We start from the raw sequence: 24,587 nt of genomic DNA, 5'->3' as shown, positions 1-24,587 counted from the left end.
GGTGCCCGGCACCGGACCGCCGAACGACTCGATCTGCCCGGGGCGTCAGCTTCCGGTGCAACTCGCTGTGGTCCCGCTGCCGCTGCCAGTGCCCTGGAAGCCGAAACTGGTGGCCTGACCTGCGGCCAGTCGCCCGTTGTAGCTCTGGTTCGCGACAGTGATGGTCCCGCTGGTGCCGCTGCTGACCCCGTTCCAGAGCGAGCTGACCGATGCGCCGCTCGGCAGGGTGAGGGTCACCCGCCAGCCGGTCAGCGCGGTTGTTCCCGCGGTGACGCTGACGTTGGCGACGAATCCTCCGTTCCACTGGTCCTGGACGGCGTAGACAGCGGTGCAGCCGGGTGTGCCGGTCGGCGGCGGGGTGGTGGGCGGCGGCGTGGTCGGAGGCGGGGTGGTGGGAGGTGGCGTGCCGTCGTCGAGCGTCAGGTTCTTCTGCTGGACGCTCCACTGGCTGCGGCACAGACCGCAGTCGGCGCCGACGAAGGAGCGGCCGGCGGTGGCGTCGCCCTTCAGGCGCCATTTGAAGTAGAGAGTCGCCACCCGGCCGAACTCGCCGCCGTTGGCCTGGTCGTAGGTGCCGCCATGCCCGACATTCAGGTTGCCCATGAAGGCGGGCAGGCCGGCGGGCAGCTTGCCCCAGTCGTCGATGGCGTTCGGGTAGGCGATGTCGCTGGGCCCGCCGACGAAGTAGGCGATCGGCTTGGTCAGTCTCCTGAGCTGGTAGTCGTCGGCGTCGTTCAGCAGACCGCTGCTGAAGATGCCGGTCGTGGTGACGCGCGGGTCGTTAGAGACGGCGTACGCCTCCAGGCCTCCGCAGGAGAAGCCGGCGACGGCGACCTTGCTCGTGTCGATCTTGTTGTAGTACTTGCTGCCCTGCCGGGAGTTCTCCGCGACCGCCCAGTCGATGGACTGGGTGAGCATCTGGGAGGTGGTGGAGCCGGACCCGTTCGGGGCGCCGTTGGCGATGGCGAGGAAGCCGTGGGAGGCGATTTCGCGCAGGAAGTTGCCCTGGGATAGGCCGTTGGCCGAGCAGCCGCCGTTGCCCCACACGACGATGGGTAGGCGCTCGGACGGGAGGGTCTGCGGCCGGAAGATGGTGTGGTTGGCCAGGGTGGTCGAGGTTTCGTAGTCGGCGGGGTAGGGGCCGGAACCGCCGATGGCGGCGGACGCCGGTGTCCCGCCCAGCGCCATGATCACCGAGGTGACCGGGACGATGGCGGCCGCCAGCCCCGCGTAGATCTTTGCTCGCCTTCTCATTGAACCCTCCAGGAACGGTCACGGTGGCGCTCCCAGCGGCGGCGGGGGTGTCACTCGCGCCCCGACGAGAGTGGTCAGCGCTGGCCACGGGTCTGGTCGACGTGGGCGCGTCGCGGCCTGGGTGGCGGCCGTGCCCTCGGTCGCCACTGCCCGCTCATTCGGCGCCGGCGACCGCCCGGCCGCGGTCCCTACAGGCGCTCCGATGGGAGCTGTGTGCAGTTACTATCACTGTCGCAACGAAAAGTGTCAATGCATTGCTGGCTCTGACCGGCCGCGACGTCGTCAGCCGGCGAGTGGGCCGTTGCCGTGCTTTCCGCCGGTCGGCTCCGGCCGCGAGGGATCCCTCGACGCCTGGAAGTGGGTGATCCACGAGCCGGCATCCGACCAGTGCGGCGTCGCCACCTCGACCAGACGCGCCTGAGCGAGCGAGCCGAGCGTGGTGTGGATGTCCAGGAAGGTCTCCCTGGCCTCCTGGCGAGGCCAGGGCTCCGGCAGCAGGTGCGGGGGGAGATCCGGGTCGACGTCGGCGAACTTACGCCAGGAATCCATGGCGGAGGTCCGAGCCACCAGCGCCCGGGCCGGGTCCACCGCCCCGTTGCGCGCGGCCGCCCGCAGCTCGGCGTACTGCTCGATGAAGATCGAGTACGCGGAGGCGAGACTGGTCAGGTCGTACGCGGAGGCCGGCCCGTGTGGTCCTGCCTCCTCGTCGAACCGGGCGTGCAGGACCGACCACCGGGCACCCTCGACGTCGTGCAGGAGATCGCGCAGCGCCTCCCGCGCCGGCGCCGCGTCGGATCCCGGCCGGATCCACACACTGTCGTACAGGCCCACGAACCCCAGTGCGGTCAACGACCTGCGGAGCGCATGACGAGACGCCTGGCCGGCGTTCGGAACGGAGAAGGAGGCCAGCACCCATTCGCCGGTCCAGGGCGCCGGGTGGGAGCCGAAGTTCAGGAAGTGCCGCATCCGGGAGCGGTGCTTGGCGATCGCCTGCGGCGTGAGGTGGTAGACCGGCGACCGGCCCTTCCTTCGCGTCGCGATGAGACCACGCTTGACCAGCCGGGACAGCGCGGCACGGGCGCTGGACTCGCTGATCCCGAACTCGCGCAGAATGGCGATGACCGCCGTCGACGGCAGATCGGCGTCGGAGGAGTCGAGGTACTCGCCGAGCACTGTCGTCAGCAAATGCTGCGGGCTCGACCCCGCCTGGGCCCGGGGCACTCGGACGTCGTCGGCGTTCACCTCGTCAGACTGCCGCACAAGGATGCCCGCGGCTTGTCAGGTGGGGCGGGGCAAGGCGACTTCAGGGGCGGGTGGAGGCACTATCGTTCTGGCGTGCACATCCGTTTTGACGTCCCCGCCGATCCCGCCTACCCGAGCCGGGTGGCCGCTGCGCTCGGCAACGTCCGGCTCCGCAGATTCGGCTACATCGGAGCGGTCCTGACGGCGGTCGGGGTCATCGGTCTCGTCGTCTCGCGGGGTTTCGGGTGGGGCGAGCGGAGTTCACCGCTGTGGACCGCGCTGGTAGTGGCCGGCGTGCTGTCGATGCTGTACCGGCCGTGGGTGCTGGCTCGCGCCCGACGCCGTTCCGGCAGCTACGCCGTCGAGGGCGCCTACGACATCACCGATGACAACATCATGATGCGCAGCGGCTCGGAGTCCGGCGGCATCGCCTGGGACGGGGTTGCCCAGGTGCGGGACGCGGGAGACTTCTGGGTCGTGTACGTCGGCCGCATGCCGGCGACCGTGATCCCCCGCTGGCTGATGTCCGCCGAGGATGTCGAGACGTTGCGCGCCTACATGACCGATCGAGGGCTGCTGCCTCGTCGGTGACCTCGGCTGCCGCGGGCCGCCGCCGGATCGGACTACCGCGTCCGAGTCGGTCGCGAGGGGGCGCCGAGGAGTACCTCGTACCGGTAGAGATCGTCGTTGGTGCCGGTGTGCCGGAAGCCGGCACGTTCGAGGGTCCGCCGGGAGGCGACGTTGTCGCCGGTGGTCTCGGCGACAACGCAGGACAGCCCGTGCGCGGTCGCGAGGTCGAGCAGGGCGGCCAGTGCCTCCGCCGCGTAGCCGTTTCCCCGGGCTGACGCGGCGAGGCCGTAACCGACCTCGATGCGTCCGTCCTCCGGCTGGCCCTTGAAACCGATTCCTCCGATGGCTTTTCCGTCGGCGGTGCGGGTGATCCGGTAGTGCCCGAACGGACGTCGGTCGCCGTAGGCAGCGGTGGCGGCGAGAAAGCCCCGCACGCCGAGGACGTCGCCGTCGAAAGGGAAGTCCTCGGCCCAGTCGTCCCCGGCCCCGGCGCGCCGCCCGACGATGCGTTCCCCCTCTGCGGTGTCGATGGGGTGCAGGCGCAGTCGCGGCGTACGAAGCTCGGTCACGGGCAACAGCGAAGCAGTCCTCAGGGAACAGCACAAGCCGAATTACGCGCCCGGCACAGGCCCGCTTCGCGGAAGCGGACCTCCGTGTCGGCATCCCCGCCCCCGATCGTCTGTGACTCCCTATTCTCGACGGGGATGCACCAATCCGAGTAATGGCCGTCGGCCCGACGGCTAACAGGAGGCCGTCATGAGCACCAAGGATCGACCCGAGGGGATCAGCCCCACGGCGGTGGAGTCAGCACCAGGGCTGTGGCGGATCGATCTGCAACGGCACGACCTCAGCATCCCCGGGCGAGAGGTCATTCAGACGCGGGTGGAGTTCACCCCGGATTCGCCACCGTTCAAGCATTTCCACCCCGGCGAGGAAATCATCTGTGTTCTGCAGGGAACGCTCGAATATCGGCTGGAGGGGCAGCCACCCATTGTGTGCAATCCCGGCGACGCGCTCACGGTCCCGTACGGTGTGCACCACCAGGCCCGCAACGTCGGCGATGGTGTTGCTGTCGAACTGGCCACGTACGTCGTCGAGAAGGGGAAACCACTTCTCACCAAGGTGGAGTGAGATATCCGCAGGCCGTGGTCAGACGGTGGCTGAGTCGCCGGGTCGCAGGTCGACGAGCACGTCCGTCAGGCCCGCGGCCTCGAAGGCCCGCACGACGTCGTCGGCGCCCTGGGTGTAGTGCCCCCAGCCGTCCTGATGGACCGGGATGACCGCCCGGACGCCGAGCACTGTCGCCGCTCGGGCCGCCAGTTCCGCGGTCAGGGTGAGGAACGCCTCGCCGCGGGCCACGATCTGGGCCGCGCCGAGGTTGAGGATCGCGATCTCTATCGCCGGAAACTGCTCCGCGACGACCGCCACCACATCCAGCGAGGCGTTGTCGCCGCTGACATAGACGGTCGGCCAACCGGCCGCCTCCAACACGAACCCGATCACCGGGCCGTTGACCACGCCGATCTCCGGAGAACCGTGCAGCGCCGGAACCGCTGTGACGCGCACGTCGCCGACCTCGGCGTACTCGAAGGGCCGCAGGCCGGTCGCCAGTGGCCCGAGATTCGGCGCCCCCGCCGTGGTGGTGAACACCCGTCGGGCCCGGCGGGCGTACTCCCGCCCGGAGATGTCGAGGTTGTCGATGTGGTGTTCGTGCGACACGAGCACCACGTCGACCGGGTCGAGGTCCGTGGGCGCCGCGCTCGGGCCGGCGAACTTGGTGGCCGTGACCGGCCCGTTCTGGTACGTCCGCGGATCGTCGAAGGTCGGATCCAGCACGACGCGTTGGCCCGCGTAGTCGAGGACGGCAGTGGGGCCGCCGACGGTGCGTACGGTCAGCTTGTTCATGGTGTTCTCCCTGGTTGTTGACGCGCCTGCTCGCGCAGGGCCTGGTTCTCGGCGCGCAGGCGAGCGAGTTCGTCGCGTACCGGCGCGAGCGCGTCGGAGAGTTCCGCCTCGGTGAAGCGGGGCGTGATGTGTTGGGGGCAGTTCCAGTCGTAGCCCTGCACCTTGACGGTGATCAACCGTTCGACCCGGCCCGCTGGTCCGGGCGCGCTCAGCCTTGCCAGCAGCCCCTCGAACCCGCTGTCCCGCGCGTCGGTGACGTGCGCCGTGCCGATGATTTTGAGCCGGCGCTGGTGGGCGTAGTCCATGAGCAGCAGCGAGACCCGCGGTGACGTGGCGAGGTTGCCGACCGACAGGTACTGCCGATTGCCGCGCAGGTCGGCCCAGCCGAGGACGCTGTGCCCGTCGACGGGGTCGAGGACGTGCAGGAAGCCGGGTGGGCCGCCGCGGTGCTGTAGGTACGGCCAACCGTTCTCGCCGACAGTGCCGAGGTAGAAGCTGTCGCGTTCGGTGATGAAAGCCGCCTCTTCGTCACTGAATGTCGCATCCGTGTCCCAGTTGGCGGTCATGCGCTGGATGGCGGGCCGGCTGCCGTAGCGCTGTTGCGCGGCGACCACCGACGCGGTGGTCAGTTCCTGCAGGTAGCGGTGTGGCATGACGAGTACCTTCCAGGGGTCACCTAACCATCGTTACGACTTTTACCGGTAAGAAGATACGTCGCGACGACTAACCTGTCAAACGGCGGACGATGGTAAGGTTGGCGGCATGACACGTCGGCCACTGGTGGGCGAACCCCTCGCGCTGGACCTGGTCAACACCCAGTGGGTCGAGCGGGGCAGCCTGGTCGACCTCTTCGACGAGCCGGACGGGCTGCGGGGATGGCTCGCCGAACACCATCTGGAGGGTGACCCCGCAGCGGTGGAGACACCGTTGCGGGAGACGCGTTCGGCGCTGCGCCGCGTCCTCGAACAGCCCGACGAGGCCGCCGAACAGGGGGTCAACGCGATCCTCGCCCGTGGTGCCTCGCGCCACACGCTTCGTGCGGGTGCCGTGCATGAGCAGCCTGACGTCGACGCGGGCTGGCTACCCTCCTGGCGAGCGGCCATCAACTACCTGGACCTGCTACGCCAGCAGCCCAACCGCATCCGACGCTGCGGTAACCCGGCCTGTGTCCTGCACTTCTACGACACGTCGCGCAACGGCACCCGACGCTGGTGCTCGATGGACGGCTGCGGCGCTCGCGCCAAGGCCGCCCGCCACTACCAACGCCAGCGCGTCACCCCTACCGCCTAGCGTCAGGAGCAGGGGTACGGAAAACAGCGGCGGCGGCGCGACTCATAAGGTGAACGGATGTCGGTCAAGCAGGTCCAAGTGACTTTCGACTGCGCCGAGCCTGTGCGCGTCGGTCGTTTCTGGTGTGAGGTGTTGGGGTACGTCCCGCCGCCGCCCCCGGAGGGGTTAGCCACCTGGGACGACGTCAATTTCGAGCAGGGTTCGTGGTTCGCGTGCAGTGACCCGTCGGGGGTGGGCCCGCGGCTGTACTTCCAGCGGGTGCCCGAGGGCAAGGTCGTCAAGAACCGGGTGCACCTCGACGTGCGGGTCGGCACCGGGCTCGTGGGCGAAGAGCGCCTGGCCGTCCTCGAGGCCGAGTGCGCACGGCTGATCCCGCTCGGCGCGGTACGCGGGCAGTTGTTGCTCGCCGACGGCGAGAACGAGTCGTGCCTCAACATGCAGGACGTCGAGGGCAACGAGTTCTGTCTCGACTAGGCTGCCGGGCTCCTGCCGGGGGCGCTAGCCTCGGCCCTCATGACCTGGCTGCCCGAGGAGTTCGTCCACCCCGTCCACGTGCCGGTGCCTGATACCGCGTTGCACCTGCGGCCGATCCGCGAGGCGGACACCCCGCTCGACTACCCCGCCGTGATGGGATCCCGCGAACGCCTGTGGGAGATCTTCGGCCCGGCCTGGGCCTGGCCCAGCGAGACGATGACGTACGACGAGGACCGCGTCGACCTGCTGCGGCACGAGAAGGAGATAGCCGCGCACCAGTCGTTCAACTACGCGTTGCTGGACGAGGGGGAGACGGCGATCCTCGGCTGCGTCTACATCGACCCGCCGGAGCGCACCGGCTCCGACGGCGAGGTCTCCTGGTGGGTGGTGGACGACCTGGTGGGCAGCGAGGTGGAGGCTGCCGTCGACGCGCTGGTGCCGCAGTGGATCGCCGCGGACTGGCCGTTCCGCCAGCCCCGCTATCTGGGCCGCGACATCACTTGGCAGGACTGGCTGGCGTTGCCGCGCGTCTCCTGAGCGCGGCCGCGCCTGATGGGGGCCAGGCGAAATCGACTGGCCCCCACCTGCGGGCTCGCTCAGCCCAGGTACTTCTCCCACGGACCGGTGATGGCCAGGGTGAGGCCAGGGTCCTGCATGTTGACGAAGAGCACCTTGCCGTCCGCGCTGAAGGTCGGCCCGCAGAACTCCGAGTCGTTGAGCTGGTTGCGGGCGATCGCGTACGTCGGCCCGCCCGGGATGGTGCTGAGCACGTGCGAGGCTCCCGTGCCGTCCTCGGCGAGCACGAGGCTTCCCCACGGGGTGACCGTCACGTTGTCCGGGCCGTCGAAGGTGAGGTCGGTGTACTTGACCGGCGCACCCTCCTCCGAGGCGGTCTGGTGCGGGAAGTACGTCACCAGCTGGATGGTCTGGTTCTTGTAGTTGTAGAACCAGACCATTCCGTCGTGCGGCGCCGCGTCCGCCGGCAGGTCACCCTCGTCCCAGGCGTAGGAGTTGACCACGTACACGCCCTCGTCGGTGGCCCACACGCCCTCGAACTTGCGTCCGCGGGTGACCTGGCCGTCGGCGAACTGCTCGCGTACCGACTTGGTGCGCGCGTCGCGGTCCGGTACCTCGATCCAGCGGACCGGGAAGGGGCGGCCCAGCTGGGCGGAGGTCAGGTAGGCGACGTCCGGCAGCACCGAACCGTCATCCATGATGATCTGCATCGCGGCGAGAACGCCGGCGTTCGGCGCGAGGCGGGTGAGCACGCCCGGGCCCAGCTTGACGCCGTGTGGCGCCGTCCAGCGGTAGAAGAGACCGTTGGGCTCGTCGGCGTCCTCGGAGAGGTAGATCCGGGTGCGGTCCTTGTCGACGGCAAGGGCCTCGTGGGAGTAGCGGCCCAGGCACTTGATCGGCTTCGGGTCGGCGCTGCCGTCGGCCCACACCTCGAAGACGTAGCCGTGGTCCTTCTGGTAGACGCCGGACCGGCCGCCCTCTTCCCACGTGTCGCCGGCCCGGTCCTCGGTCTCCTCGCAGGTGAGCCAGGTGCCCCACTGGGTCGGCCCGCCGGCGCAGTTGGAGATGGTGCCGGAAAGTGCCACGAACTCACCCAGGTTGCGGCCGGCGAGGTCGGTCTTGATCACGGTGCAACCGCCGGCGTCGACGGCGCCCGCGTCGTAGACAGTTCCCTTGACGTGCGGCACGCCGAACTCGGCGCCCGGGTCGATCTCGTGGTTCTGGATCAAGGTGTACCGGCCGTGGCCGGCGTCGTAGACGGCCATGCCGTCATGGTCCGACGGGGTGGTGCCCTGGCCGCGGTCGAGCCGGGTGACGCCGGTACGGGTGACCACCGTGTAGCTGAAGCCCTTGGGCAGGGCCAGGATTCCCTTGGGGTCGTCCACGAGCGGCGGGAAGGGCACGTTACCGGGCTTCACCGGCGGGTGCGGCCGGGCCGGGCTGGCCTGGGCCAGGGACGGCAGGCCGCCCGCGACGGCAAGGCCGACGCCGGCGGCGGCGCCGCTGGCGAGGAAGGTACGACGAGAGGAAGGCACGTGGATCAACTCCTGGTCAAGACGTAGTGCGACGACTGGCAGCCAACTCCTTCGGGCGGACAGCGACACGTCACCAGTGGGATCGGGCGGTGACATCGGAGTTAAGAGTCAGGGTCGCGCACGCGTCGCTGGCAGCAGGGCGGGCCAGTCCTGGGTGATGGCCCAGTCCGCGAAGCTGTGCCAGCCGACCCCCGGGTAGTCGCGGCGCAGCGCGGCGACGTCGACGGTCAGGCCCACCGTGCTGAAGTAGTCGAACATGGCCGCCAGGTCGGTGGACCGCTGTCGAACCTGGGCCAGCGGCACCTGCGTGTGGGTGATCGGGCGGCCGATGGCGCCGGCGAGGATCTCGGCCAGCTGGGCGGGTGTGCGTTCGTCGGAGGCGATGTCGACGCGTCGGCCGGCGAACTCGCTCGAGCGTTGGAGGGCGAGCGTGGCGAAGGCGCCGATGTCGACAGCCGGGATGAGGGTGAGCGGCCGGTCGGCGGGCATCGGCCAGGCAAAGGTGCCCCTGCCCAGACCGTCGAGCGTCCAGCCACTGGCGTAATTGTCCATGAAGGCGGCCGGCGCGATGATCGTCCAGGGCACTGTCGAGGTGCGCAGGTGCCGCTCGACCAGGTGCTTGCTGTCGTAGTGCGGGATGCCGGTGCCGCGGTCGGCGTGCGCGACGGTGGTCAACACGAGGTGACAACCCTCCATGCTGCCGCCATGAGCAATTCGCACACGCCAGCTCAGGCCGAGCAGCCAGCGATCCACGTGCACGGCCTGGAGAAGTCGTTCAAGCAGCTGAAGGTGCTGCGCGGCGTCGACATCGACGTCGCGCGGGGCAGCATCTTCGCCCTGCTCGGCTCGAACGGTGCCGGCAAGACCACAGTGGTGAGGATCCTGGCCACGCTCCTCAGGGCCGACGACGCGCGTCTGGTGGAGGCGGCCGACATCTTGGCCAGCCTCCCCGAGCAGGCGTACCGCTCTGGCGAGATCGACCTGGGTGAGGTGGCGCAGGACGATCTACCGTTCGACCTTCTGGATGCGCTGGCCGTCGAGGCGGACCCGCGGGTGAAGCGACTACTGGGTCTGATGCGCGAGCGCGGCTGGGATGGTCTGGCGCGGCTGGAGCGGCTGGCAGAGCCGTCCACCTGATCGACTGTCAGCTCTGTTGGTAGTTCACCGCGGCGAACCCGCACGGCTGGTGCAGGTGCAGGTAGTAGGCGCCCTCGCCGAACTCGTCCAGGTCCGCGCCGCCGAGCAGACCCACGTAGTCCATCGGCTCCCCGCACCCGGGGCAGTCGGCGTGCTCGGCGTCCTGGATCCAGTCCGGTCGGCCGCCCAGCGTGGAACCGCCCTGGTGCCAGGCACTGGCCTGGTACGGGCTCGCCAGTGCCGGCCCCGCAACCGGGAGCAGTGTCGGCGGGTCCTCCGGCCCGGCATCGCCGCCCAGATAGCTCGGCCGGGTGTTGTCGGCGCACCAGCCGGTGGTGCCGGCCGGCGTGACCCGGCTGTACAACGTCGCGTAGCAGGCGCAGAAGTGGCAGGTCTCGATGACGAGGCGGCCGGACCAACCGGTGTGGGCGAGCGCGGCACCGACGGCGGGGTCGGAGGTGTCGAGGTCGGCGGCGACCCAGAGCGGCGACGCGCACCAGGGGCAGGCGGATCGGTCCGCCGGTGCGGGCGTGTCCCGCATGACCCACCGGTACGCGACGTCAGCGCACAGGCCCCGTCGGTTGCCGTCCGGGCCGATCGTCCAACCGCCCTCGGCCGCGTAGCTCAGCACCCCCACGTGCAGGTCGTCCGCGCCGGCCGGAGGGCGGGTCGACCAGCGACGCAGGGCGTCCTCGGCGAGCGGGTGAGCGCTGTGGGCCAGGATGAGGAGCAGATTGTTGAGTCGGTCCGGCGTCTGCCCGCCGTCGACCTGCTCGATGACCCGGCCGACCACGTCGGCGCCCGCCGACCGGTACAACGTCGCGGGCCACAGCAGGTCGAGGTCGAGCAGGGCCCCGTGGTACGGCGACAGCCTCTCCGGATCGGCAGCGGCGATCTCGCTCAACTCCTCGATCGCGTCGTCGTCCTCGTCCGCCGCTCTCCTGATCAATTCCTCGATCACGAGCGGATGGTAGCTCCCCCCTCCGACGCTCAGCGTCCCGCTGCCGGGGCCGGCTGAGGTCGACGATCAGTGGACCTGTCGGGTGTGTCGCGCCACCAGCGGCGGGATACCAGCGCCGCCAGCCCGGCGCCCGCGGCGTTGAGCAGGACGTCGTCTACCGACGACACCCGGTCCAGCCGCAGGACGTACTGGGCGGTCTCGACCAGGACCGAGCAGCCGGCCGCGAGGGCCAGGATCCGCGGCACCGATGCCAGCGCCGGGAACCGCAGCGGGGCGAAGAACCCCAGGGCCGCGAAGACCAGCAGGTTGCCGACGATCTGGAACGTCGCCGTCACCGGACCCCCATCGGAGAAGATCGTGAGCAGGTCGCGCAGCGGCACCAGTGTCACCCGGCCGGAGACGGCGCCGGCCTGCTCACCCGGCAACATGATCATCCAGACCCAGGGGACGGTGCCGTACACGATGCCGACGTCGGCCAGCGACGTCCGCCACGCCGACGTGGCGCCGACGGCACGTCGGCGGCGCGCCAGGGCCCACACCGCAAGGGCGGCCAACGGCAGGACGATCGCCGTGATGAGGACGACGCCGTTGAACGTACCGAGCCAGCCGTGCCAACCCTTGACCATGCGACCCCCGCTTTTCGCCCAGCCCCGAGAAACCTACCCGGCCCGGGCCGCGAGTGATCGCCTGTTCGTGACACCGCCGCGACCTGGCTACCGCAGCGGATCGTGTTCTGCTGCGGTAGCCACTCGTCTGACCGGAGCCGGTGTTCAGCGCGTCACGAGCTCATCGGTCGACGGGCGAGGTGGCCGATGCCCGTCATGGTGGCTGCGGCCACCGCGATGAGGACCGCCAGCGGTAGCGGCTGACCGTCGAAGTGCCGCATCGCCCCATTGACGAGCAGTGGGTCGGGGATGAGCCATCCGGCGAGGAAGCCGGTGAGTGCGACGCCGACGATGACGGCGGGCCGGTGACGGCGGACCGCGAATGCGGCGGCGACAGCGGCGGTGGTGGCGGCGAGGATCCCGATCACCGTCGGCACGGCGTCGACAACGTAGACGCCGTGGCGTCCCCATTCTCCGGTGCCTTTCCAGGCGAGGATCCCGAGCGGGACGAGGGCCCACCAGAACAGGCGCGGCCGGGGCGCGGTCCACCGCTCGCGGGCGGCGATCGCGAGCAGGACGAGGATAGAGACCGGTACGGCGTACGCGAAGAGCTGTTGGCCGAGGTTGGCGCCCATGCCGGCGCCGTTGAGCGTGTCGATGACGAACCAACCAACGGTGACCGTCAGGAACATCGCCTGCAGGGTGAGGGCGGTCCGGGTCGCGCCGCACAGCCAGGCGATCAGCGGTGCGAGGGGCAGCAGGCCGAGAGCGACCAACTCCGGCCAACTGGAGATGACGGCCGGCATGTCGGTGGCGAGGACGGCCCCGGTGAACAGGTCCAGTGTGTCACCGGCGGGCCGGGTGCCGGCGGCGACGAGCAGGGCACTGAGCCCGGTGGTGAGGGCCGCGGTGGTGACGGGCGTCGTGAGCCGCAGCCGGATCGCCAGGGCGATGATGTTCAGTGTCTCGTGCGGGCTCGGGTGTCGACGGCCGTCGTCGAGGTCCAGAAGCAGTCCAAGCAGTTCCTCACCGCGGGCTGTGCGATGCGTGGCCGGTAGCAGGCGCAGCAGACGTCGATAGCGTCGTTCCAGAGGGCTCATGTCCGGGCTCATCCGGTGGCCCCGAGACGCGGGGCGTTGCGGGCGGCACGCTTGTTGAGGCGCTCCTCGGCGAGCCGGACGGCGTCGGCCATCCGTCGGCTCTCGGCGCGGATGGCGTCTGCACCCGCGTCGGTCAGTCTGTAGAAACGGCGCAGCCGGCCCTTCTCCACCTCGTCGTGGTCGGGGGCGATGAACCCTTGGGTGACGAGGCGGTCGAGGGCACCGTAGAGGGTGCCGGCGCGTAACCGGATCCGGCCGTCGGTCATCTCGTCGACCTCCGTCACCACGGCGTAGCCGTGCCGGGGTTGGTCGGCGAGGGCGGAGAGGATCAGGAACGTCTGCTCACTGATGTCCATACACGATATATATCGCACCACGATATATAAAGCAACGACGTTGCGCGATGGAGCGGCAGGGCCGTCATCGGCGGAGTGGGGTCGCCGGTCGTGCCGCCCTCGCACGGCTCGCGAGGGTGGCACGACCGACCGATCTAGCGGTGGGTCAGCTGCGGGTGGACCACCGCTGGTTGGTGCCGCCGTTGCAGGCCCAGAGGATGAGCTTGGTGCCGTTCGCGGTGGCGGCAGCGTTGGCGTCGAGGCAGAGCCCGGACTGGACGCCGGTGATGGTGCCGTTGGAGTTGAGGTTCCACTGTTGGTTGGTGCCGCTGTGGCAGTCCCAGATGATGGCCTGGGTGCCGTTGGCGGTGCCCTGGCCGGAGGCGTCGAGACACTTGTTGCCGTACACCTGGAGTTGTTTGCCGGCGGTGTAGGTCCAGCGCTGCGCGGTGTTGCCGACGCAGTCCCAGAGTTGGACCTGGGTGCCGTTGGTGGTGCTGCCGTTGGGCACGTCGATGCAGCGGCTGGACTGGGCGCCGACGACCTGGACGTTCTGTTGCGGGTTGCCGCCGCCGGCCGGGGCGTAGGCGGCGGCGTTGATGTTGGCCTGGACGGCGTTCTCGGTGGCCGCCGTCGGGTAGCCGGAGGTCAGCACGCCCTCGAAGAAGGTGCCGCGACCGGTGATGCTGTTGTCACCGCCGATGCCGAGCAGGATGGCGCCTTCCTTCTTCATCGGGTGATAGCCGTTGGGGCGTGGCCCGTCGAAGTAGGTCGTCAGGCTGCCCGACTGGGCGTTGCCGCCCCGGATCGCCCAGTGGTTCGGCTCGCCCTTGACCATGGCGGTGACGAACCGGTGGTTGATCGACGCGATGTTGTTGTAGCCCGCGTTGACGCCGGAGAACAGCCCCCACTCAAGGTCGGCCATGATCCACGGGCCGGCCCCCGCCCCGTAGCCCCACTGCTTGTTGGCGCCGAAGTAGACGGTCTCCATGATGGCGCGCTCGTCGGCGAGGTTGTTGGTCTGCGCATTGCCGTAGTCGAAGCAGCACCACTGGTTGTAGTGCGTGCCGTCGACGACCGCGTAGATGCCCTCGGGCTGGTCGCCGGTCGCGACACCGTTTGTGTTGTTGTTGCGGTAGCCGGTGCCGGGGGCGATGTAGACGCCGTACGCCTTCTGGCCGCCGACGGTGACCGGTGCCGCCTTCGCGTCGGCGAGATTGTCGAATCCGCCGGGGGCAGGGCCGACGAAGTAGCCGGGGGGCGCCTGGGTCAGACGGTTGTTGCGGCCGGACTGGTCGTAGATGATCGTGATGACGCAGTTGGTGTTGGCGCAGAACGTGTCCTGGGTGGCGGCGTTGGCGTAGCCGCCCTCGCTGAGCACGCCGACGTCGCGGGTGGTGTTGTCCGACGATCGTCGGACCTGGTAGAGCGGGCCGTTGTACGCGCCGTACAGCGCGCGGGTGGTGCTGTGCGCGGCCACGCACGGCGTGCCGCCGGAGGCGTAGATGTCACACGGACCCGTGCCGGCGGCGTGGGCGACGCCCGGCGCGTCCGAGACCACATAGGCGCCGGCGCCGACGACGAGGACGAACAGGGTCCCGACGGCGGCCATCAGGCGACCCAGTTTTCTCTTCACGTTCATCGGATCCTTTCGGGTGCGTGGCGGGAGTGGTGTGCGGTGCTGGAATTGACGTCACACGTCATACCTGTGACATTAATGGTCGTCCATCTATAAGCGCTAGTTGGCACGCGTTGGTCATCGATCGACGAGCCTGAGGACGGATATGCTGGTCGGCGGAGCACGGTGCGTCCCCGTATCGGGGCAAAAATCGATTCGAGGGCGATTGATGAACATCGGGGAGATCGCTCGCCGGGCGGGGGTGTCCCGCAGCACCGTTTCCTACGTGCTCAGCGGAAAACGCAGCGTGTCGGAGGCGACCCGGCAACGGATCCAGTCGGTCATCGACGAGTTGGACTACCGGCCGAACGCCAGCGCCCGTGCTCTCAAGGAGGGGCGCACCCGCACCCTCGGGCTGGTCATCCCGCCAGCGAGCCAGCGGTTGACCGACATGCAGCTGGGCTTCGTCGCCAGCGTCGTCGAGGCCGCGGCCCGCCACGACCTCGACGTGCTGCTGTCCCCCTCCGGTGGCGACCATGACCGGTCGTTCGAGCGGATCGTCACCGGGCGTCGGGTGGACGGCGTGGTCCTCATGGAGATCCGGCTGGCCGACGACCGGGTGACCCGACTGACCAAGGCCGGGCTGCCGTTCGTCACCATCGGCCGGACTGCCGAGCCGCACGGGATGAGCTGGATCGACATCGACTACGCCGGGCTGATCGCCCGGTGCGTGCAGCACCTGGCCGACCTGGGGCACCGGCACGTGGCACTCGTGAACCGGTCCGCCGAGTTGGTGGCCGCCGGGTACGGCCCCAGCCATCGCGCGCTGACCGGTTTTCGGGCAGCGGCGGTGGAGCGGGGGTTGACCGGCGTGGAGGTCTGCAGCGGCGACGACACCGCCTCCGGCGAGGCGTGTATGGAGCAACTGCTGGCGACGCATCCGGAGGTCACTGCGGTGGCCACCATCAACGAGGCCGCACTGCCCGGAATGCAGCGCGCGTTGACCGGCGCAGGGTTGTCAGTGCCACGCGACTTCTCCGTCACCGGAGTCGCCGCGCAGCACTGGGCGGAGGACTTCCGCCCGCCGCTGACCGCCGCCGACGTGCCGATGGTCGAGATGGGCGCCGAGGCGGTGTCGCTTCTTCTGGAGATCATCGCGGCACCCGATGCCGTGCCGCGACACCGCCTGTACAGCCCGCCCATCTCGTTGCGTTCCAGCACCGGCCCGGTCCGCGGCCGCTGATCCGACGGCGCTACCCGCCCCTGACCCGCCGTTCCTCCTGGGCGGCGGCGAGGATGAGGTAGCTGCTGGCGGTCCAGGTGTAGGCACGGTCCCGCAGCCCGGTGCCGGTCTCGGCGTCGAAGTTCTCCGCGAAGCCGGACTTCTCGCACAGCGCGAGGAACCGCCGACTGATGTCGTCGGCGATCCTGGTCTGCCCGGCCCGGCGCAGGCCGTCCTCGACCAGGACTGTGGAGGGCGCCCAGATCGGGCCACGCCAGTAGCCGTCGGCGAGGTAGTGCGCCGAGTCGGTCGGCTCGGTGGCCAGCCCGTGCGTGGTCAGGTGCGTTTCGACGCCGCGCGCCAGCGCAGCGGCGACCGGGGCGGGCAGGTCGGCCCCGAGTGCCACGGGCATCAGGTCGAGCAGGCTGCGGCTGGTGCGCCGCTGCCCGGTGTGGGGGTCCCGGGCGCAGAAGCGTTCGCCGTCCCACAGGTCGCGCAGCATCGCCCCGTGGATCCGGTCGGCCTCCTCCGACCAGCGGGTGGCGGGCTCACCCAGCTCGGTGGCGAGGTCGGCGAGGCAGCGGAGCTGCGAGACCAGGAACGCGGCGAGATCAGCCGTCTCGAGGACCCTGTTGTCGTCGAAGGTGGTGGCGTTGTCCCAGCCACTGTCGTTGCCGTGCTGGTAGTGCGGCAGGTCGTGGCCGGGGGCGCGTCGCGCGTCGAGCCAGAACCCGGTCCAGCGGGCGAGCCTGTCGTACGTCTGCGCCAGCGCCGCCCGGTCCGGCGGCTGGGGAAGGCGTCGGCGCAGGTGCCGGAGGGCCCAGCCATGGATGGGAGGCTTGACGTAGTTGTGCAGGACCTCCGAGTGGGTGACCGAGTCGGGGAGGGCGCCGGCCTCGTCCTGGTGGTCGAAGGGCAACTGGAACTGGTGCCAGGCCAACTCCGGCTCGCCGGCCGCCAGGGCGATCGCGTTGAAGCAGTGGTCCCAGCTCCACACCTTGTCCATCCAGTGCTTGGACATCAGGACGGCCGGCCGGGTGACGAAACCCGCCGGGGCGACAGTGGCCGACCACAGGACGTACGCGGCCAGCTCGGCGGCCGGGGTCTCGGGGCCGCGCCAGGGCGCTATCGCGTCGACGAACGCGGTGAACTCCGCGAAGCGATCGCGGCACAACTGCTCGAAGGTGACGGAACCGGCGTACGGGCGGCGGGCAGTGGCGTACTCCTCGACCGCGATCTCCCAGGGCTGGTCGCCGGGAAGGTCCAGGGATCTTTCGGCGCTGCCGAGCGCCTGCGCGCCGTCGGTCCGCGGCAGTGCGCCGGAGAGCACGGTGATCCGGTAGCGGCGACCGGTCTCGTACGAGGTGAACACGTGTGATCCGTCGACCGGGTCGGCGTACAGGTAGGTGCCGCTGAAGGGGGTGAGGGTGTGCGCGGCAGCGGCCACCCGCAGGCCGAGCCGGTGGCCCCGGATCCGCAGAGTGTCCGGCCCGTCGTAGACGGCTTCGATCCGGTCGGCCCCGTTGTGCCAGGTCAGCAACGCGGGCGTGGCAACGACAGTGGTGCCGGCGACGGTGGGGGTGAGCCGCAGCACGGGGTGCAGCCCGGTCTGGTGCGAGACCAGGTGCAGGTCGTCGGCATACGTCTTCTCGGCTACCACCGGGGAGATGTTGAACCAGGATCCGCGGTAGCTGAACGGGATGTCCTGGATGGAGAACTCCGGACCGGACGGGGCGACGGTCATGGGTGGCGAGTGCCTTTCTGTGGTGCGGGTGGTCGGTCCTCGACCGCCGCGGATGGTCAGTCCTTGACGGCGCCGGCGGTCACGCCCATCGAGACGTACCGCTGGGCCAGGATCAGCAGCACGGCGGCGGGGATCGAGGCGACGACGGCGGTGGCCATGATGGCGTTCCACTGCTGGTTGTTGTTGCCGATGTAGTGGTAGATGCCGAGGGTGATCGGCTGGTAGTCGCCGCCGCCGGCCAGGGTCGAGGCGAAGATGAAGTCCGACCAGGACCACAGGAACGCGAAGAGCGACACAGTGACGATCGAGTTGCGGCTGACCGGCAGCACTACCGACCAGAAGGCCCGCAGCCGACTGGCGCCGTCGACCACGGCGGCCTGGAGCAGCTCGTCGGGGATGCCGGACATGAACGCCGTGAAGATCAGGACAGCGAACGGCACCGCGAGGGTCGTGTCGGCCAGGATCAGGCCGGGCAGCGTGTTGAGGACGCCGAGGGTGAGGTAGATGGCGTAGAAGCCCATCGCCATGATGATTCCCGGGATCATCTGCGCGATCAGCAGCAGGAAACTCAGCGCCGGGCCGCCGGGTGGCCGGAGCTTCGCCAGCGCGTAACCGGCGGGGGCGGCCAGCGCCACGGTCAGCACCACGGTGCCGAGGCCGACCAGGAAGCTGGTGCCGAGGTAGGGCAGTTGCTGGTCGAGCACCGCCCGGTAGCCGTCCAGGGTGCCGTTGGTGGGGAACAGGTGCGGGGGACTGGCCCGCATGTCCTGGTCCCGGGTGAAGGACACATTGATCATCCAGTAGACGGGGAAGAGCATCAGCCCGGTCAGCACCAGGCCGACGCCGGTCTTCCACCAGGCCCGAGGCGTCGAGGTGGTCATCGCAGCTGTTGCCTCCGCTCGATCCGGATGTAGACGAGGCCGGCGATCAGAGCCAGCACGATGAGCAGGTTGCCGATGGCCGCGCCCGGGCCGAACTCGGGCAGCAGGTTGCCGAAGCCGAGCCGGTACGACCAGGTGGCAAGCGTTGCCGAGGAGCCGGTCGGGCCGCCCTTCGTCATGATCCAGATGATGTCGAAGACCTTCAGCGTGTAGATCAGCCCCAGCAGCAGCGTGATCAGGGAGACGGGACGCAGCAACGGAAAGGTGATTCCCCAGAACCGCTGCCACCCCGTCGCGCCGTCGAGTGCTGACGCCTCGTACATCTCGGTCGGGATCGCCTGTAGGCCGCTGTAGAGCACCACCAGGTTGAACGGGATGCCGATCCAGACGTTCGCGATGATCACCGAGGTGAGTGACCAGCCCGGTGAGGTGAGCCAGTTGACCGGGTCGATCCCGACGACGCCGAGCGCCGTGTTGACCAGCCCCGAGTCGCTGTTGAGCAGCCACGACCAGGTCGATGCCGAGACGATCAGCGGCAGCAGCCACGGTACGAGGATCAGTGCCCGCAGCGTGCGCGACAGGGGGAAGTGCTTGTAGAAGAAGAGGGCAAGGGCCATGCCGATGGTGAACTGGAAGGCGAGCGAGGCCACTGTGAAGACCACTGTGTGCGTCAGTGTCGGCCCGAATGCCGGGTCGGTCAGGACGGTCCGGTAGTTGTCGAGGCCGGCGAAGGGTGCTCCGCCCTGCACGAACGAGCGGACGGTGTACTCGCGCAGGCTCAACTCGACGTTGCGGTAGAGCGGGTAGGCGTAGAAGGCCGCCAGGTAGATGGTCACAGGTGCCAGGAAGCCCCAAGCCCACCATCGGCTGGGCCGGCGGGCACGGGACGGGGGAGGCCCGGGTGGGGCGGCGGTCGCCGCCCCACAGTGGTCTCGTACGGCGGTGTTGGTCTCTGTCGTGGAGGGCATGGTGTCGCTTCGGATCGCTTACCTGGTAGTGGCGGCGGTCTGCGCGGCGGCGAGCGCCTCCTGTGGCGACTTCCCGCCGCTGAGTGCCGACTGCACAGCGGTCCACAGCGCCTCGGAGATCTTCGGGTACTTCGTGCCGAGGTCGTCACCGGTGCGGCCCTTGGCTGCCCGGACCGCCTCCACCCAGACCTTGAGCTTGGGGTCCGCGGTGGCCTGCCGATCCTGTACGGCGGCGACGGGCGCGACGTAGGAGAGCGTGGTGTCAGTGGTGAGGAGGTTGTCGGCGTTGGTCAGGCAGGTGACGAGCTTCTGCGACGTCTCGTACCGGCCGGTCTTCTTCTGCACCGGAATGGAGACGAACTCACCGCCGGTGGGCGCCGGGGCCGGGCCGCCCGCGCTGGCCGGGATCGCGACAGTGCCGTACGAGAAGCCGAGCTTCTCCGCGTTGGCCAGTTGCCAGGTGCCGTTCTCGGCGAACGCGTAGTCGCCGGTGGCGAACTCCTGCCAGCTCGTGGTCTGGGTGTTGTTGATGACGGAGTTCGGGGCGTGGCCCTGCTTGAGCCAGTCGGTCCAGAGCGTCAGCGCGGACACCGCCTGCGGCGAGTCGAGACTCGTCAGTTGGGCGCCCGACCCCCAGAACCAGGGCAGGAACTGGAAGCTGCCCTCCTCGGTGCCGATCGCGGAGAAGGTGATGCCCTTCTTGCCCTTGGCCTTGACCTTGGTCAGTGCCGCGGTCAGTGAGGTCCAGTCCTTGACGGCGGCGGGATCGACGCCGGCGGAGGTGAGCACATCCTTGTTGTAGTAGAGGGCGAGGGTGTTCGCCCCGATCGGCACCCCGTAGGTCTTGCCCCCGCTCTGGCCTGCGCCGAGCAGGTTCTTTTCCATGGCCGAGACGTCCAGCTTGTTGTCGTCGGTGGTGGTGAGCGCACCGGCTTCGGCAAGAGTGGAGATGACCGGGTTGTCCACGATCAGCACGTCCGGTGAGTTTCCCTGCTGGGCGGCGAGCAGCGCCTTGTTGGTCAGGTCGGTGGTGTCGTAGCCGGTCCGCTCGACAGTCACCCCGGCGGAGGTGCCGCACTTCTTGAGCAGCGCGACCCACTCGGAGTCGTCGGCGAACTGCGGATAGGGGTCCCAGACGAGGTAGGCGCCACCGTCGGCGCCACCGTCGGCTGACGACGAGCAGGCGCTGCCCGTCACGGCGGCGAGAGCTATCACGGCGACGGCGGCCAGGCGCCGCCGACGACTGAGTCCGGTCATGTGGTGCCTCACTTCGCATCGATCGTCAGGTGGGGGTGTGTCGGTGATCGTCGCGGCTCGAAACAGTCCAACCACGCGGCGAATCGATTCGACGAATCGGTTCGCCCGAAGATAGGTCTGGCCATACCCGGGGGTCAAGGGTCAGTTGGTCGATCCGGGAGGTTCGCTGGGCAACACGGGCGTCACCGCGCCGTCACTTCATTGACATGGTTCAGTTCCCGGCCCTACGATCCGTGCGAATCGATTCGCAAGTGCTGCCCTCCGGAGAGCGTCCCCCGCGCCCCACCAAGGAGCCGCCCGTGAAAACCCCGTCCCGCAGCAGGTCAGGACGAGCCCGCGTGTTCGTGGCCCGCCTCGTCGTCGGCCTGCTCGCCGCCGCTGCCGCAGTCACCGTCGTCCCGTCCCCCGCGCAGGCCGCCGACGAGTCGATCAGCGTCAACTTCGCCACCACCAACGGTGCGCCGACCTACCGCGCCTCCGGCTGGATCTACGGCATGACCGAGAACGCCAGCGGTCCGGCCGACCACTTCTACCGGGACGTCAAGTTCCAGTACATGCGCGCCGGCGGCGCGCAGCTCCCGGGCAGTGGCTGGGTCGGCGGCACCTACGACCGCCGCTGGAACTCCACAGTCGCCCAGGCGCGTCGCACCACAGCCCTCGGCGGGAAGTTCATCATCCTGCCGCACGACCTCTGGGGTGCCGACGGCGCCGGAATCTCCCGCTTCCCCGGTGACAACGGCAACTGGACCGACTACGACAACTTCCTGACCCGCCTGATCAACGACGTCCGGGCCTCGGGCCTGTCGGTGCAGTGGGACATCTGGAACGAACCCAACATCACCATCTTCTGGAACAGGCCGATCTCCCAGTACCTCGAACTGTGGCGGCGGACCTACCAGCGCATCCGGGCGGAGTTCCCCAGCCAGCTCATCGTCGGGCCGAGCTGCGCCTGCGTACCGTCGACCAACCACGCCTTCTGGAACCAGTACCTGGACTTCGTCCGCTCGACGAACACGGTGCCGGACATCATCAGCTGGCACTCGCTGCCCGGCGACCCGGTCGCGAACGTCGCCGCCGCCAACGCCACCCTCGACCCGCGTGGCATCGCCCACCCGCGTCCGTACCAGATCAACGAGTACGGCGCGCCCGACGAGCAGAACCCGGCCGACGGCGCCTGGTACATCGCACGGCTGGAGCGGGCCCGGGCCGACGGCCTGCGGGCGAACTGGGCCAGCGGCGGCAGCCTGCACAACGACCTCGGCAACCTGTTGATCCGTAACTCGGCCGGCCAGCACCAGCCCAAGGGGGAGTGGTGGAACTACCGCTACTACGCCTCCCAGGTCGGGGAGATCGTCGCGGTGACCCCCAGCCAGTCGTACGACGCGTACGCCACGAAGGCCGCCGGGTTGGCGAAGGTGCTCATCGGCGGTGGTCGTACCACCGGGAACCTGACAGTCAACCTGCAACGCCTGGACACCACGAGCGGCATCGTCCAGAACAACCAGGTCCGGGTCCTCACCCAACGCATCCCGCACAACGGTGGCGGCGCGGTGGCGGGGCCGGTCACGGTCTCGAACAGCGTGGTCGGGGTGTCGAACAACAACGCCACTGTGACGGTGCCGTACACCAACCAGACCGACACGTACACCGTCACGCTGCTGCCTCCCTCGGACGGTGGCTTCCAGTCGGTGGCGGTGGCCCAGCACTCCCAGCAGTGCCTGAACAACGCCGGCCTGAGCACCGCCGACGGCAACGTCCAACAGCAGAACTACTGCGACGGTGGTGACCAGCAGCTCTGGAACTTCCGCCCGGTAACCGGAGTGGCGAACACCTTCACGGTGGTCAACCAGCAGAGCGGCAAGTGCCTCGACGTCAGCGGCGTCTCCACCGCCGACGGTGCGGCGGTGCACCAGTGGACCTGCCTGAACAGCCTCAACCAGCAGTTCACGCTGCGAAAGGTGACCTACTCGGGCAACGACTCGCACGACTACCAACTCGTCGCCCGGCACAGTGGCAAGTGCGTCGATGTCAACGCGGTCTCCACGGCGGCCGGCGCGCTGGTCCACCAGTGGACCTGCAGGGCGGTCAATCAGGGCAGCCCGTTGAACCAGACGTGGCGGCTCCTGGGGCGGTAGGCGTCCCGGGGGAGGTGGTGTGCTGGCCGTCCGCCCAATGGCCAGCACACCACCTCGCCACCGCATTCATTGACATAAATTAATTAAAGGTCATACGATTCGCTGCGAATCGATTCGCCATCGCCATCACCCCCGTGGCGCGTCGACACCCCCACCGCGCTTCCACGACTCCGAGGAGCCACCTCGTGCGAACCCCGTCCCCCACCGGGCCAGGAACAGCCCGTGATCTCGTCCCGAGACGTCATCGCACCCGACGTCTGGCCGCCCTGGCGGCCGCGCTGGTCGGAGTGCTCGTCGGCGTCGGCGCCCTACAAGGCGCATCACTTTCCGCCGCCGCGGCACCCGTCTCGGCTGCCGCCATCGTCGTCGGTCAGAGCACCCCGATCGTCGGTACGCCGTCCGGCCGCTGCCTCGAAGTGCCCAACTCCAGCACCACGAACGGCACCCAGACGCAACTCTGGGACTGCAACGGCAGCGCCGGCCAGAGCTGGACCTGGACGTCCACCAAGCAAATCCAGGCGTACGGCAACAAGTGTCTGGACGCCTCCGGCCGCGGCACCGCCAACGGCACCCAGGTGATCATCTGGGACTGCAACGGCCAGAACAACCAACAGTGGAACGTCAACAGCAACGGCACCATCACCGGCGTGCAGTCCGGGCTGTGCCTCGACGCCAACGCCGCCGCCACCGCGAACGGCACCAAAATCATCCTCTGGGCCTGCAACGGCGGCGCGAACCAGCAGTGGGCCTCGCCGACCACCACCCCGCCGCCGACCAACCCGCCGACCGGCGCGCGTCCGTGCGACATCTACGCCTCCGGCGGCACCCCGTGCATCGCGGCGCACAGCACCACGCGGGCGCTCTACGAGGCGTACGCCGGAAACCTCTACCAGGTCCGACGCTCGTCGGACAACACGACCCGCAACATCGGGCTGACGGGCACCGGCGGCACCGCCAACGCGGCGACGCAGGACTCGTTCTGCTCTGGCACGTCCTGCGTGATCACTGTCGTCTTCGACCAGTCCGGGCGCGGCAACGACCTCTGGTACCAGGGTTCGAGCGTCGTTCCGGGCTCCCCGCAGAGCAAGCCGGCGATCGCAACCTCGGAGTCGCTGACAGTGGGCGGCGCGAAGGCGTACTCGCTCTACATCAATCCCGGTAACAGCTACTGGCGCGACGGGCACCTCACCGGCGTGCCGACCGGCGCGGCACCCGAGGGCATGTACATGGTCACCAGCGGGACCCACGTCAACAGCGGCTGCTGCTTCGACTACGGCAACAGCGAGACGACCAGGAAGGCCGACGCCGCCGGCGCGATGGACGCCATCAACTTCGGCAAGCAGTGCTGGTTCGGCGGCTGCTCCGGCAGCGGGCCCTGGGTGCAGGCCGACCTCGAGTGGGGTCTCTTCCCGGGCGGCAGCAGCTCCTGGAACCCGAACCAGCGCGCGTTCACCAGCAAGTTCGTCACCGCGACGCTGAAGAACAACGGCACGACCCGGTTCGCCATCAAGGGCAGCGACGCGCAGGCTGGCAGCCTCTACACGCTGTACGACGGCTCGCTCCCGCCGGGCTACAGCCCGATGAAGAAGCAGGGTGCCATCATCCTGGGCAGCGGCGGCGACTGCTGCAAGCCCGACGGCGGCGCGAACCTGAGCGCCGGCACCTTCTACGAGGGAGCGATGGTCGCGGGCTATCCGTCCGACGCGACCGAGAGCGCCGTGCAGGCCAGCGTGGTGACCGCCGGCTCCGGGTGCCGCCGTTGAGGGCGCCGCCGTTGGCGGTGAGCGAAGCCCCGATGGTCGTCCCGTTCGGCACGCTGCCGCCGATGGTGACGCTGA

General features: G+C 69.2%; 25 protein-coding genes. 9 read left to right on the top strand and 16 right to left on the bottom strand.

Annotated features, from left to right (window positions below):
- Positions 1-45: 45 nt before the first annotated feature.
- A complete protein-coding gene (locus tag AB0C20_RS24005; RefSeq protein WP_357568774.1) occupies positions 46-1,254 on the bottom strand; it encodes a cellulose binding domain-containing protein in 1,209 nt (402 codons plus the stop codon).
- 282 nt (positions 1,255-1,536) lie between these two features.
- On the bottom strand, positions 1,537-2,496 hold the full coding sequence (locus tag AB0C20_RS24000; RefSeq protein ID WP_357181713.1) for a PaaX family transcriptional regulator C-terminal domain-containing protein: 960 nt from the start codon (positions 2,494-2,496) through the stop codon (positions 1,537-1,539).
- Between the two features lie 93 nt (positions 2,497-2,589).
- On the opposite strand from AB0C20_RS24000, the gene AB0C20_RS23995 reads away from it, so the two are divergent.
- Entirely contained in the window at positions 2,590-3,087 is a 498-nt protein-coding gene (locus tag AB0C20_RS23995) for a YcxB family protein (RefSeq protein ID WP_357181716.1), read from the top strand.
- Positions 3,088-3,119: 32 nt separating this feature from the next.
- On the opposite strand, the gene AB0C20_RS23990 is transcribed toward AB0C20_RS23995, so the two are convergent.
- A complete protein-coding gene (locus tag AB0C20_RS23990; protein WP_357181719.1) occupies positions 3,120-3,635 on the bottom strand; it encodes a GNAT family protein in 516 nt (171 codons plus the stop codon).
- Between the two features lie 187 nt (positions 3,636-3,822).
- Here AB0C20_RS23990 and AB0C20_RS23985 point away from each other — a divergent pair, with 187 nt between their 5' ends.
- Positions 3,823-4,197, top strand: a complete 375-nt coding sequence (locus AB0C20_RS23985; RefSeq protein WP_238686500.1) for a cupin domain-containing protein — start codon at positions 3,823-3,825, stop codon at positions 4,195-4,197.
- A gap of 18 nt (positions 4,198-4,215) precedes the next feature.
- On the opposite strand, the gene AB0C20_RS23980 is transcribed toward AB0C20_RS23985, so the two are convergent.
- Together AB0C20_RS23980 and AB0C20_RS23975 are read right to left on the bottom strand one after the other, a co-directional pair.
- The gene (locus AB0C20_RS23980; RefSeq protein ID WP_357181724.1) at positions 4,216-4,971 is read right to left on the bottom strand and encodes an MBL fold metallo-hydrolase; all 756 of its coding nucleotides are present in this window, start codon (positions 4,969-4,971) and stop codon (positions 4,216-4,218) included.
- On the bottom strand, positions 4,968-5,624 hold the full coding sequence (locus AB0C20_RS23975) for a pyridoxamine 5'-phosphate oxidase family protein (RefSeq protein WP_357181727.1): 657 nt from the start codon (positions 5,622-5,624) through the stop codon (positions 4,968-4,970). The genes AB0C20_RS23980 and AB0C20_RS23975 overlap by 4 nt, the downstream gene beginning before the upstream one ends.
- A gap of 109 nt (positions 5,625-5,733) precedes the next feature.
- On the opposite strand from AB0C20_RS23975, the gene AB0C20_RS23970 reads away from it, so the two are divergent.
- Genes AB0C20_RS23970 through AB0C20_RS23960 form a run of 3 tightly spaced genes read left to right on the top strand, consistent with a single transcriptional unit; the run spans position 5,734 to position 7,272 of the window.
- Positions 5,734-6,261 carry a CGNR zinc finger domain-containing protein gene (locus AB0C20_RS23970; RefSeq protein ID WP_357181730.1) on the top strand — a complete coding sequence of 176 codons (528 nt, stop codon included), beginning with the start codon at positions 5,734-5,736 and terminating at the stop codon, positions 6,259-6,261.
- A gap of 57 nt (positions 6,262-6,318) precedes the next feature.
- On the top strand, positions 6,319-6,735 hold the full coding sequence (locus tag AB0C20_RS23965; RefSeq protein ID WP_357181733.1) for a VOC family protein: 417 nt from the start codon (positions 6,319-6,321) through the stop codon (positions 6,733-6,735).
- Positions 6,736-6,774: 39 nt separating this feature from the next.
- The gene (locus AB0C20_RS23960; protein ID WP_357181736.1) at positions 6,775-7,272 is read left to right on the top strand and encodes an N-acetyltransferase; all 498 of its coding nucleotides are present in this window, start codon (positions 6,775-6,777) and stop codon (positions 7,270-7,272) included.
- A gap of 59 nt (positions 7,273-7,331) precedes the next feature.
- On the opposite strand, the gene AB0C20_RS23955 is transcribed toward AB0C20_RS23960, so the two are convergent.
- Both AB0C20_RS23955 and AB0C20_RS23950 read right to left on the bottom strand, forming a co-directional pair.
- Entirely contained in the window at positions 7,332-8,786 is a 1,455-nt protein-coding gene (locus tag AB0C20_RS23955; protein ID WP_357181740.1) for an alkaline phosphatase PhoX, read from the bottom strand.
- A gap of 108 nt (positions 8,787-8,894) precedes the next feature.
- A complete protein-coding gene (locus AB0C20_RS23950) occupies positions 8,895-9,464 on the bottom strand; it encodes an NmrA family NAD(P)-binding protein (RefSeq protein WP_357181743.1) in 570 nt (189 codons plus the stop codon).
- A 27-nt stretch (positions 9,465-9,491) separates the two neighbouring features.
- Here AB0C20_RS23950 and AB0C20_RS23945 point away from each other — a divergent pair, with 27 nt between their 5' ends.
- Entirely contained in the window at positions 9,492-9,923 is a 432-nt protein-coding gene (locus AB0C20_RS23945) for an ATP-binding cassette domain-containing protein (protein WP_357181746.1), read from the top strand.
- A 7-nt stretch (positions 9,924-9,930) separates the two neighbouring features.
- Here the strand turns inward: AB0C20_RS23945 and AB0C20_RS23940 are convergent, their stop codons facing one another.
- From AB0C20_RS23940 to AB0C20_RS23920, 5 genes are all read right to left on the bottom strand, one after another.
- A complete protein-coding gene (locus tag AB0C20_RS23940; protein WP_357181748.1) occupies positions 9,931-10,884 on the bottom strand; it encodes a hypothetical protein in 954 nt (317 codons plus the stop codon).
- 29 nt (positions 10,885-10,913) lie between these two features.
- Positions 10,914-11,510 (bottom strand): VanZ family protein, encoded by a 597-nt coding sequence (locus tag AB0C20_RS23935; protein WP_357181751.1) that lies wholly within the window; start codon positions 11,508-11,510, stop codon positions 10,914-10,916.
- A 152-nt stretch (positions 11,511-11,662) separates the two neighbouring features.
- Entirely contained in the window at positions 11,663-12,589 is a 927-nt protein-coding gene (locus tag AB0C20_RS23930) for a hypothetical protein (RefSeq protein ID WP_357181754.1), read from the bottom strand.
- Between the two features lie 8 nt (positions 12,590-12,597).
- Positions 12,598-12,945: a PadR family transcriptional regulator gene (locus tag AB0C20_RS23925; RefSeq protein WP_357181757.1), complete on the bottom strand. Its 348-nt coding sequence runs from the start codon at positions 12,943-12,945 to the stop codon at positions 12,598-12,600.
- Between the two features lie 145 nt (positions 12,946-13,090).
- Positions 13,091-14,566, bottom strand: coding sequence for an arabinofuranosidase catalytic domain-containing protein (locus AB0C20_RS23920; protein ID WP_357181760.1), 1,476 nt, complete (start codon positions 14,564-14,566; stop codon positions 13,091-13,093).
- A 205-nt stretch (positions 14,567-14,771) separates the two neighbouring features.
- Here AB0C20_RS23920 and AB0C20_RS23915 point away from each other — a divergent pair, with 205 nt between their 5' ends.
- Positions 14,772-15,785 carry a LacI family DNA-binding transcriptional regulator gene (locus AB0C20_RS23915; protein WP_357181762.1) on the top strand — a complete coding sequence of 338 codons (1,014 nt, stop codon included), beginning with the start codon at positions 14,772-14,774 and terminating at the stop codon, positions 15,783-15,785.
- A 10-nt stretch (positions 15,786-15,795) separates the two neighbouring features.
- Here AB0C20_RS23915 and AB0C20_RS23910 read toward each other — a convergent pair whose 3' ends face one another.
- From AB0C20_RS23910 to AB0C20_RS23895, 4 genes are all read right to left on the bottom strand, one after another.
- Complete coding sequence (locus AB0C20_RS23910) at positions 15,796-17,508, bottom strand: trehalase family glycosidase (protein WP_357181766.1); 1,713 nt, start codon at positions 17,506-17,508, stop codon at positions 15,796-15,798.
- A gap of 56 nt (positions 17,509-17,564) precedes the next feature.
- A complete protein-coding gene (locus AB0C20_RS23905) occupies positions 17,565-18,389 on the bottom strand; it encodes a carbohydrate ABC transporter permease (RefSeq protein WP_357181769.1) in 825 nt (274 codons plus the stop codon).
- Positions 18,386-19,225 carry a sugar ABC transporter permease gene (locus tag AB0C20_RS23900; protein WP_357181772.1) on the bottom strand — a complete coding sequence of 280 codons (840 nt, stop codon included), beginning with the start codon at positions 19,223-19,225 and terminating at the stop codon, positions 18,386-18,388. Before AB0C20_RS23900 ends, AB0C20_RS23905 begins: the two co-directional genes overlap by 4 nt.
- Before the next feature lie 150 nt (positions 19,226-19,375).
- Complete coding sequence (locus AB0C20_RS23895; RefSeq protein WP_357181776.1) at positions 19,376-20,614, bottom strand: extracellular solute-binding protein; 1,239 nt, start codon at positions 20,612-20,614, stop codon at positions 19,376-19,378.
- A 299-nt stretch (positions 20,615-20,913) separates the two neighbouring features.
- On the opposite strand from AB0C20_RS23895, the gene AB0C20_RS23890 reads away from it, so the two are divergent.
- The gene (locus AB0C20_RS23890; protein WP_357568771.1) at positions 20,914-22,749 is read left to right on the top strand and encodes an RICIN domain-containing protein; all 1,836 of its coding nucleotides are present in this window, start codon (positions 20,914-20,916) and stop codon (positions 22,747-22,749) included.
- A gap of 185 nt (positions 22,750-22,934) precedes the next feature.
- Entirely contained in the window at positions 22,935-24,512 is a 1,578-nt protein-coding gene (locus AB0C20_RS23885) for an arabinofuranosidase catalytic domain-containing protein (RefSeq protein ID WP_357568770.1), read from the top strand.
- Positions 24,513-24,587 lie beyond the last annotated feature (75 nt).

It is taken from the genome of Micromonospora sp. NPDC048843 (assembly GCF_040649965.1).
GTDB classification, from domain to species: domain Bacteria; phylum Actinomycetota; class Actinomycetes; order Mycobacteriales; family Micromonosporaceae; genus Micromonospora; species Micromonospora hortensis.
Note: the sequence above shows the minus strand (reverse complement) of the source record. Positions and strands in the feature narration are given on the sequence as shown.

Excerpts from the sequence above, each read along its gene's own strand:
- AB0C20_RS23925 (WP_357181757.1), bottom strand. The coding sequence starts at position 12,945 with ATGGACATCAGTGAGCAGACGTTCCTGATCCTCTCCGCCCTCGCCGAC.
- AB0C20_RS23920 (WP_357181760.1), bottom strand. The coding sequence starts at position 14,566 with ATGAACGTGAAGAGAAAACTGGGTCGCCTGATGGCCGCCGTCGGGACC.
- AB0C20_RS23935 (WP_357181751.1), bottom strand. The coding sequence starts at position 11,510 with ATGGTCAAGGGTTGGCACGGCTGGCTCGGTACGTTCAACGGCGTCGTC.
- AB0C20_RS23960 (WP_357181736.1), top strand. The coding sequence starts at position 6,775 with ATGACCTGGCTGCCCGAGGAGTTCGTCCACCCCGTCCACGTGCCGGTG.
- AB0C20_RS23975 (WP_357181727.1), bottom strand. The coding sequence starts at position 5,624 with ATGCCACACCGCTACCTGCAGGAACTGACCACCGCGTCGGTGGTCGCC.
- AB0C20_RS23895 (WP_357181776.1), bottom strand. The coding sequence starts at position 20,614 with ATGACCGGACTCAGTCGTCGGCGGCGCCTGGCCGCCGTCGCCGTGATA.
- AB0C20_RS23905 (WP_357181769.1), bottom strand. The coding sequence starts at position 18,389 with ATGACCACCTCGACGCCTCGGGCCTGGTGGAAGACCGGCGTCGGCCTG.
- AB0C20_RS23945 (WP_357181746.1), top strand. The coding sequence starts at position 9,492 with ATGAGCAATTCGCACACGCCAGCTCAGGCCGAGCAGCCAGCGATCCAC.
- AB0C20_RS23985 (WP_238686500.1), top strand. The coding sequence starts at position 3,823 with ATGAGCACCAAGGATCGACCCGAGGGGATCAGCCCCACGGCGGTGGAG.
- AB0C20_RS24005 (WP_357568774.1), bottom strand. The coding sequence starts at position 1,254 with ATGAGAAGGCGAGCAAAGATCTACGCGGGGCTGGCGGCCGCCATCGTC.
- AB0C20_RS23930 (WP_357181754.1), bottom strand. The coding sequence starts at position 12,589 with ATGAGCCCTCTGGAACGACGCTATCGACGTCTGCTGCGCCTGCTACCG.
- AB0C20_RS23915 (WP_357181762.1), top strand. The coding sequence starts at position 14,772 with ATGAACATCGGGGAGATCGCTCGCCGGGCGGGGGTGTCCCGCAGCACC.
- AB0C20_RS23980 (WP_357181724.1), bottom strand. The coding sequence starts at position 4,971 with ATGAACAAGCTGACCGTACGCACCGTCGGCGGCCCCACTGCCGTCCTC.
- AB0C20_RS23910 (WP_357181766.1), bottom strand. The coding sequence starts at position 17,508 with ATGACCGTCGCCCCGTCCGGTCCGGAGTTCTCCATCCAGGACATCCCG.
- AB0C20_RS23965 (WP_357181733.1), top strand. The coding sequence starts at position 6,319 with ATGTCGGTCAAGCAGGTCCAAGTGACTTTCGACTGCGCCGAGCCTGTG.
- AB0C20_RS23970 (WP_357181730.1), top strand. The coding sequence starts at position 5,734 with ATGACACGTCGGCCACTGGTGGGCGAACCCCTCGCGCTGGACCTGGTC.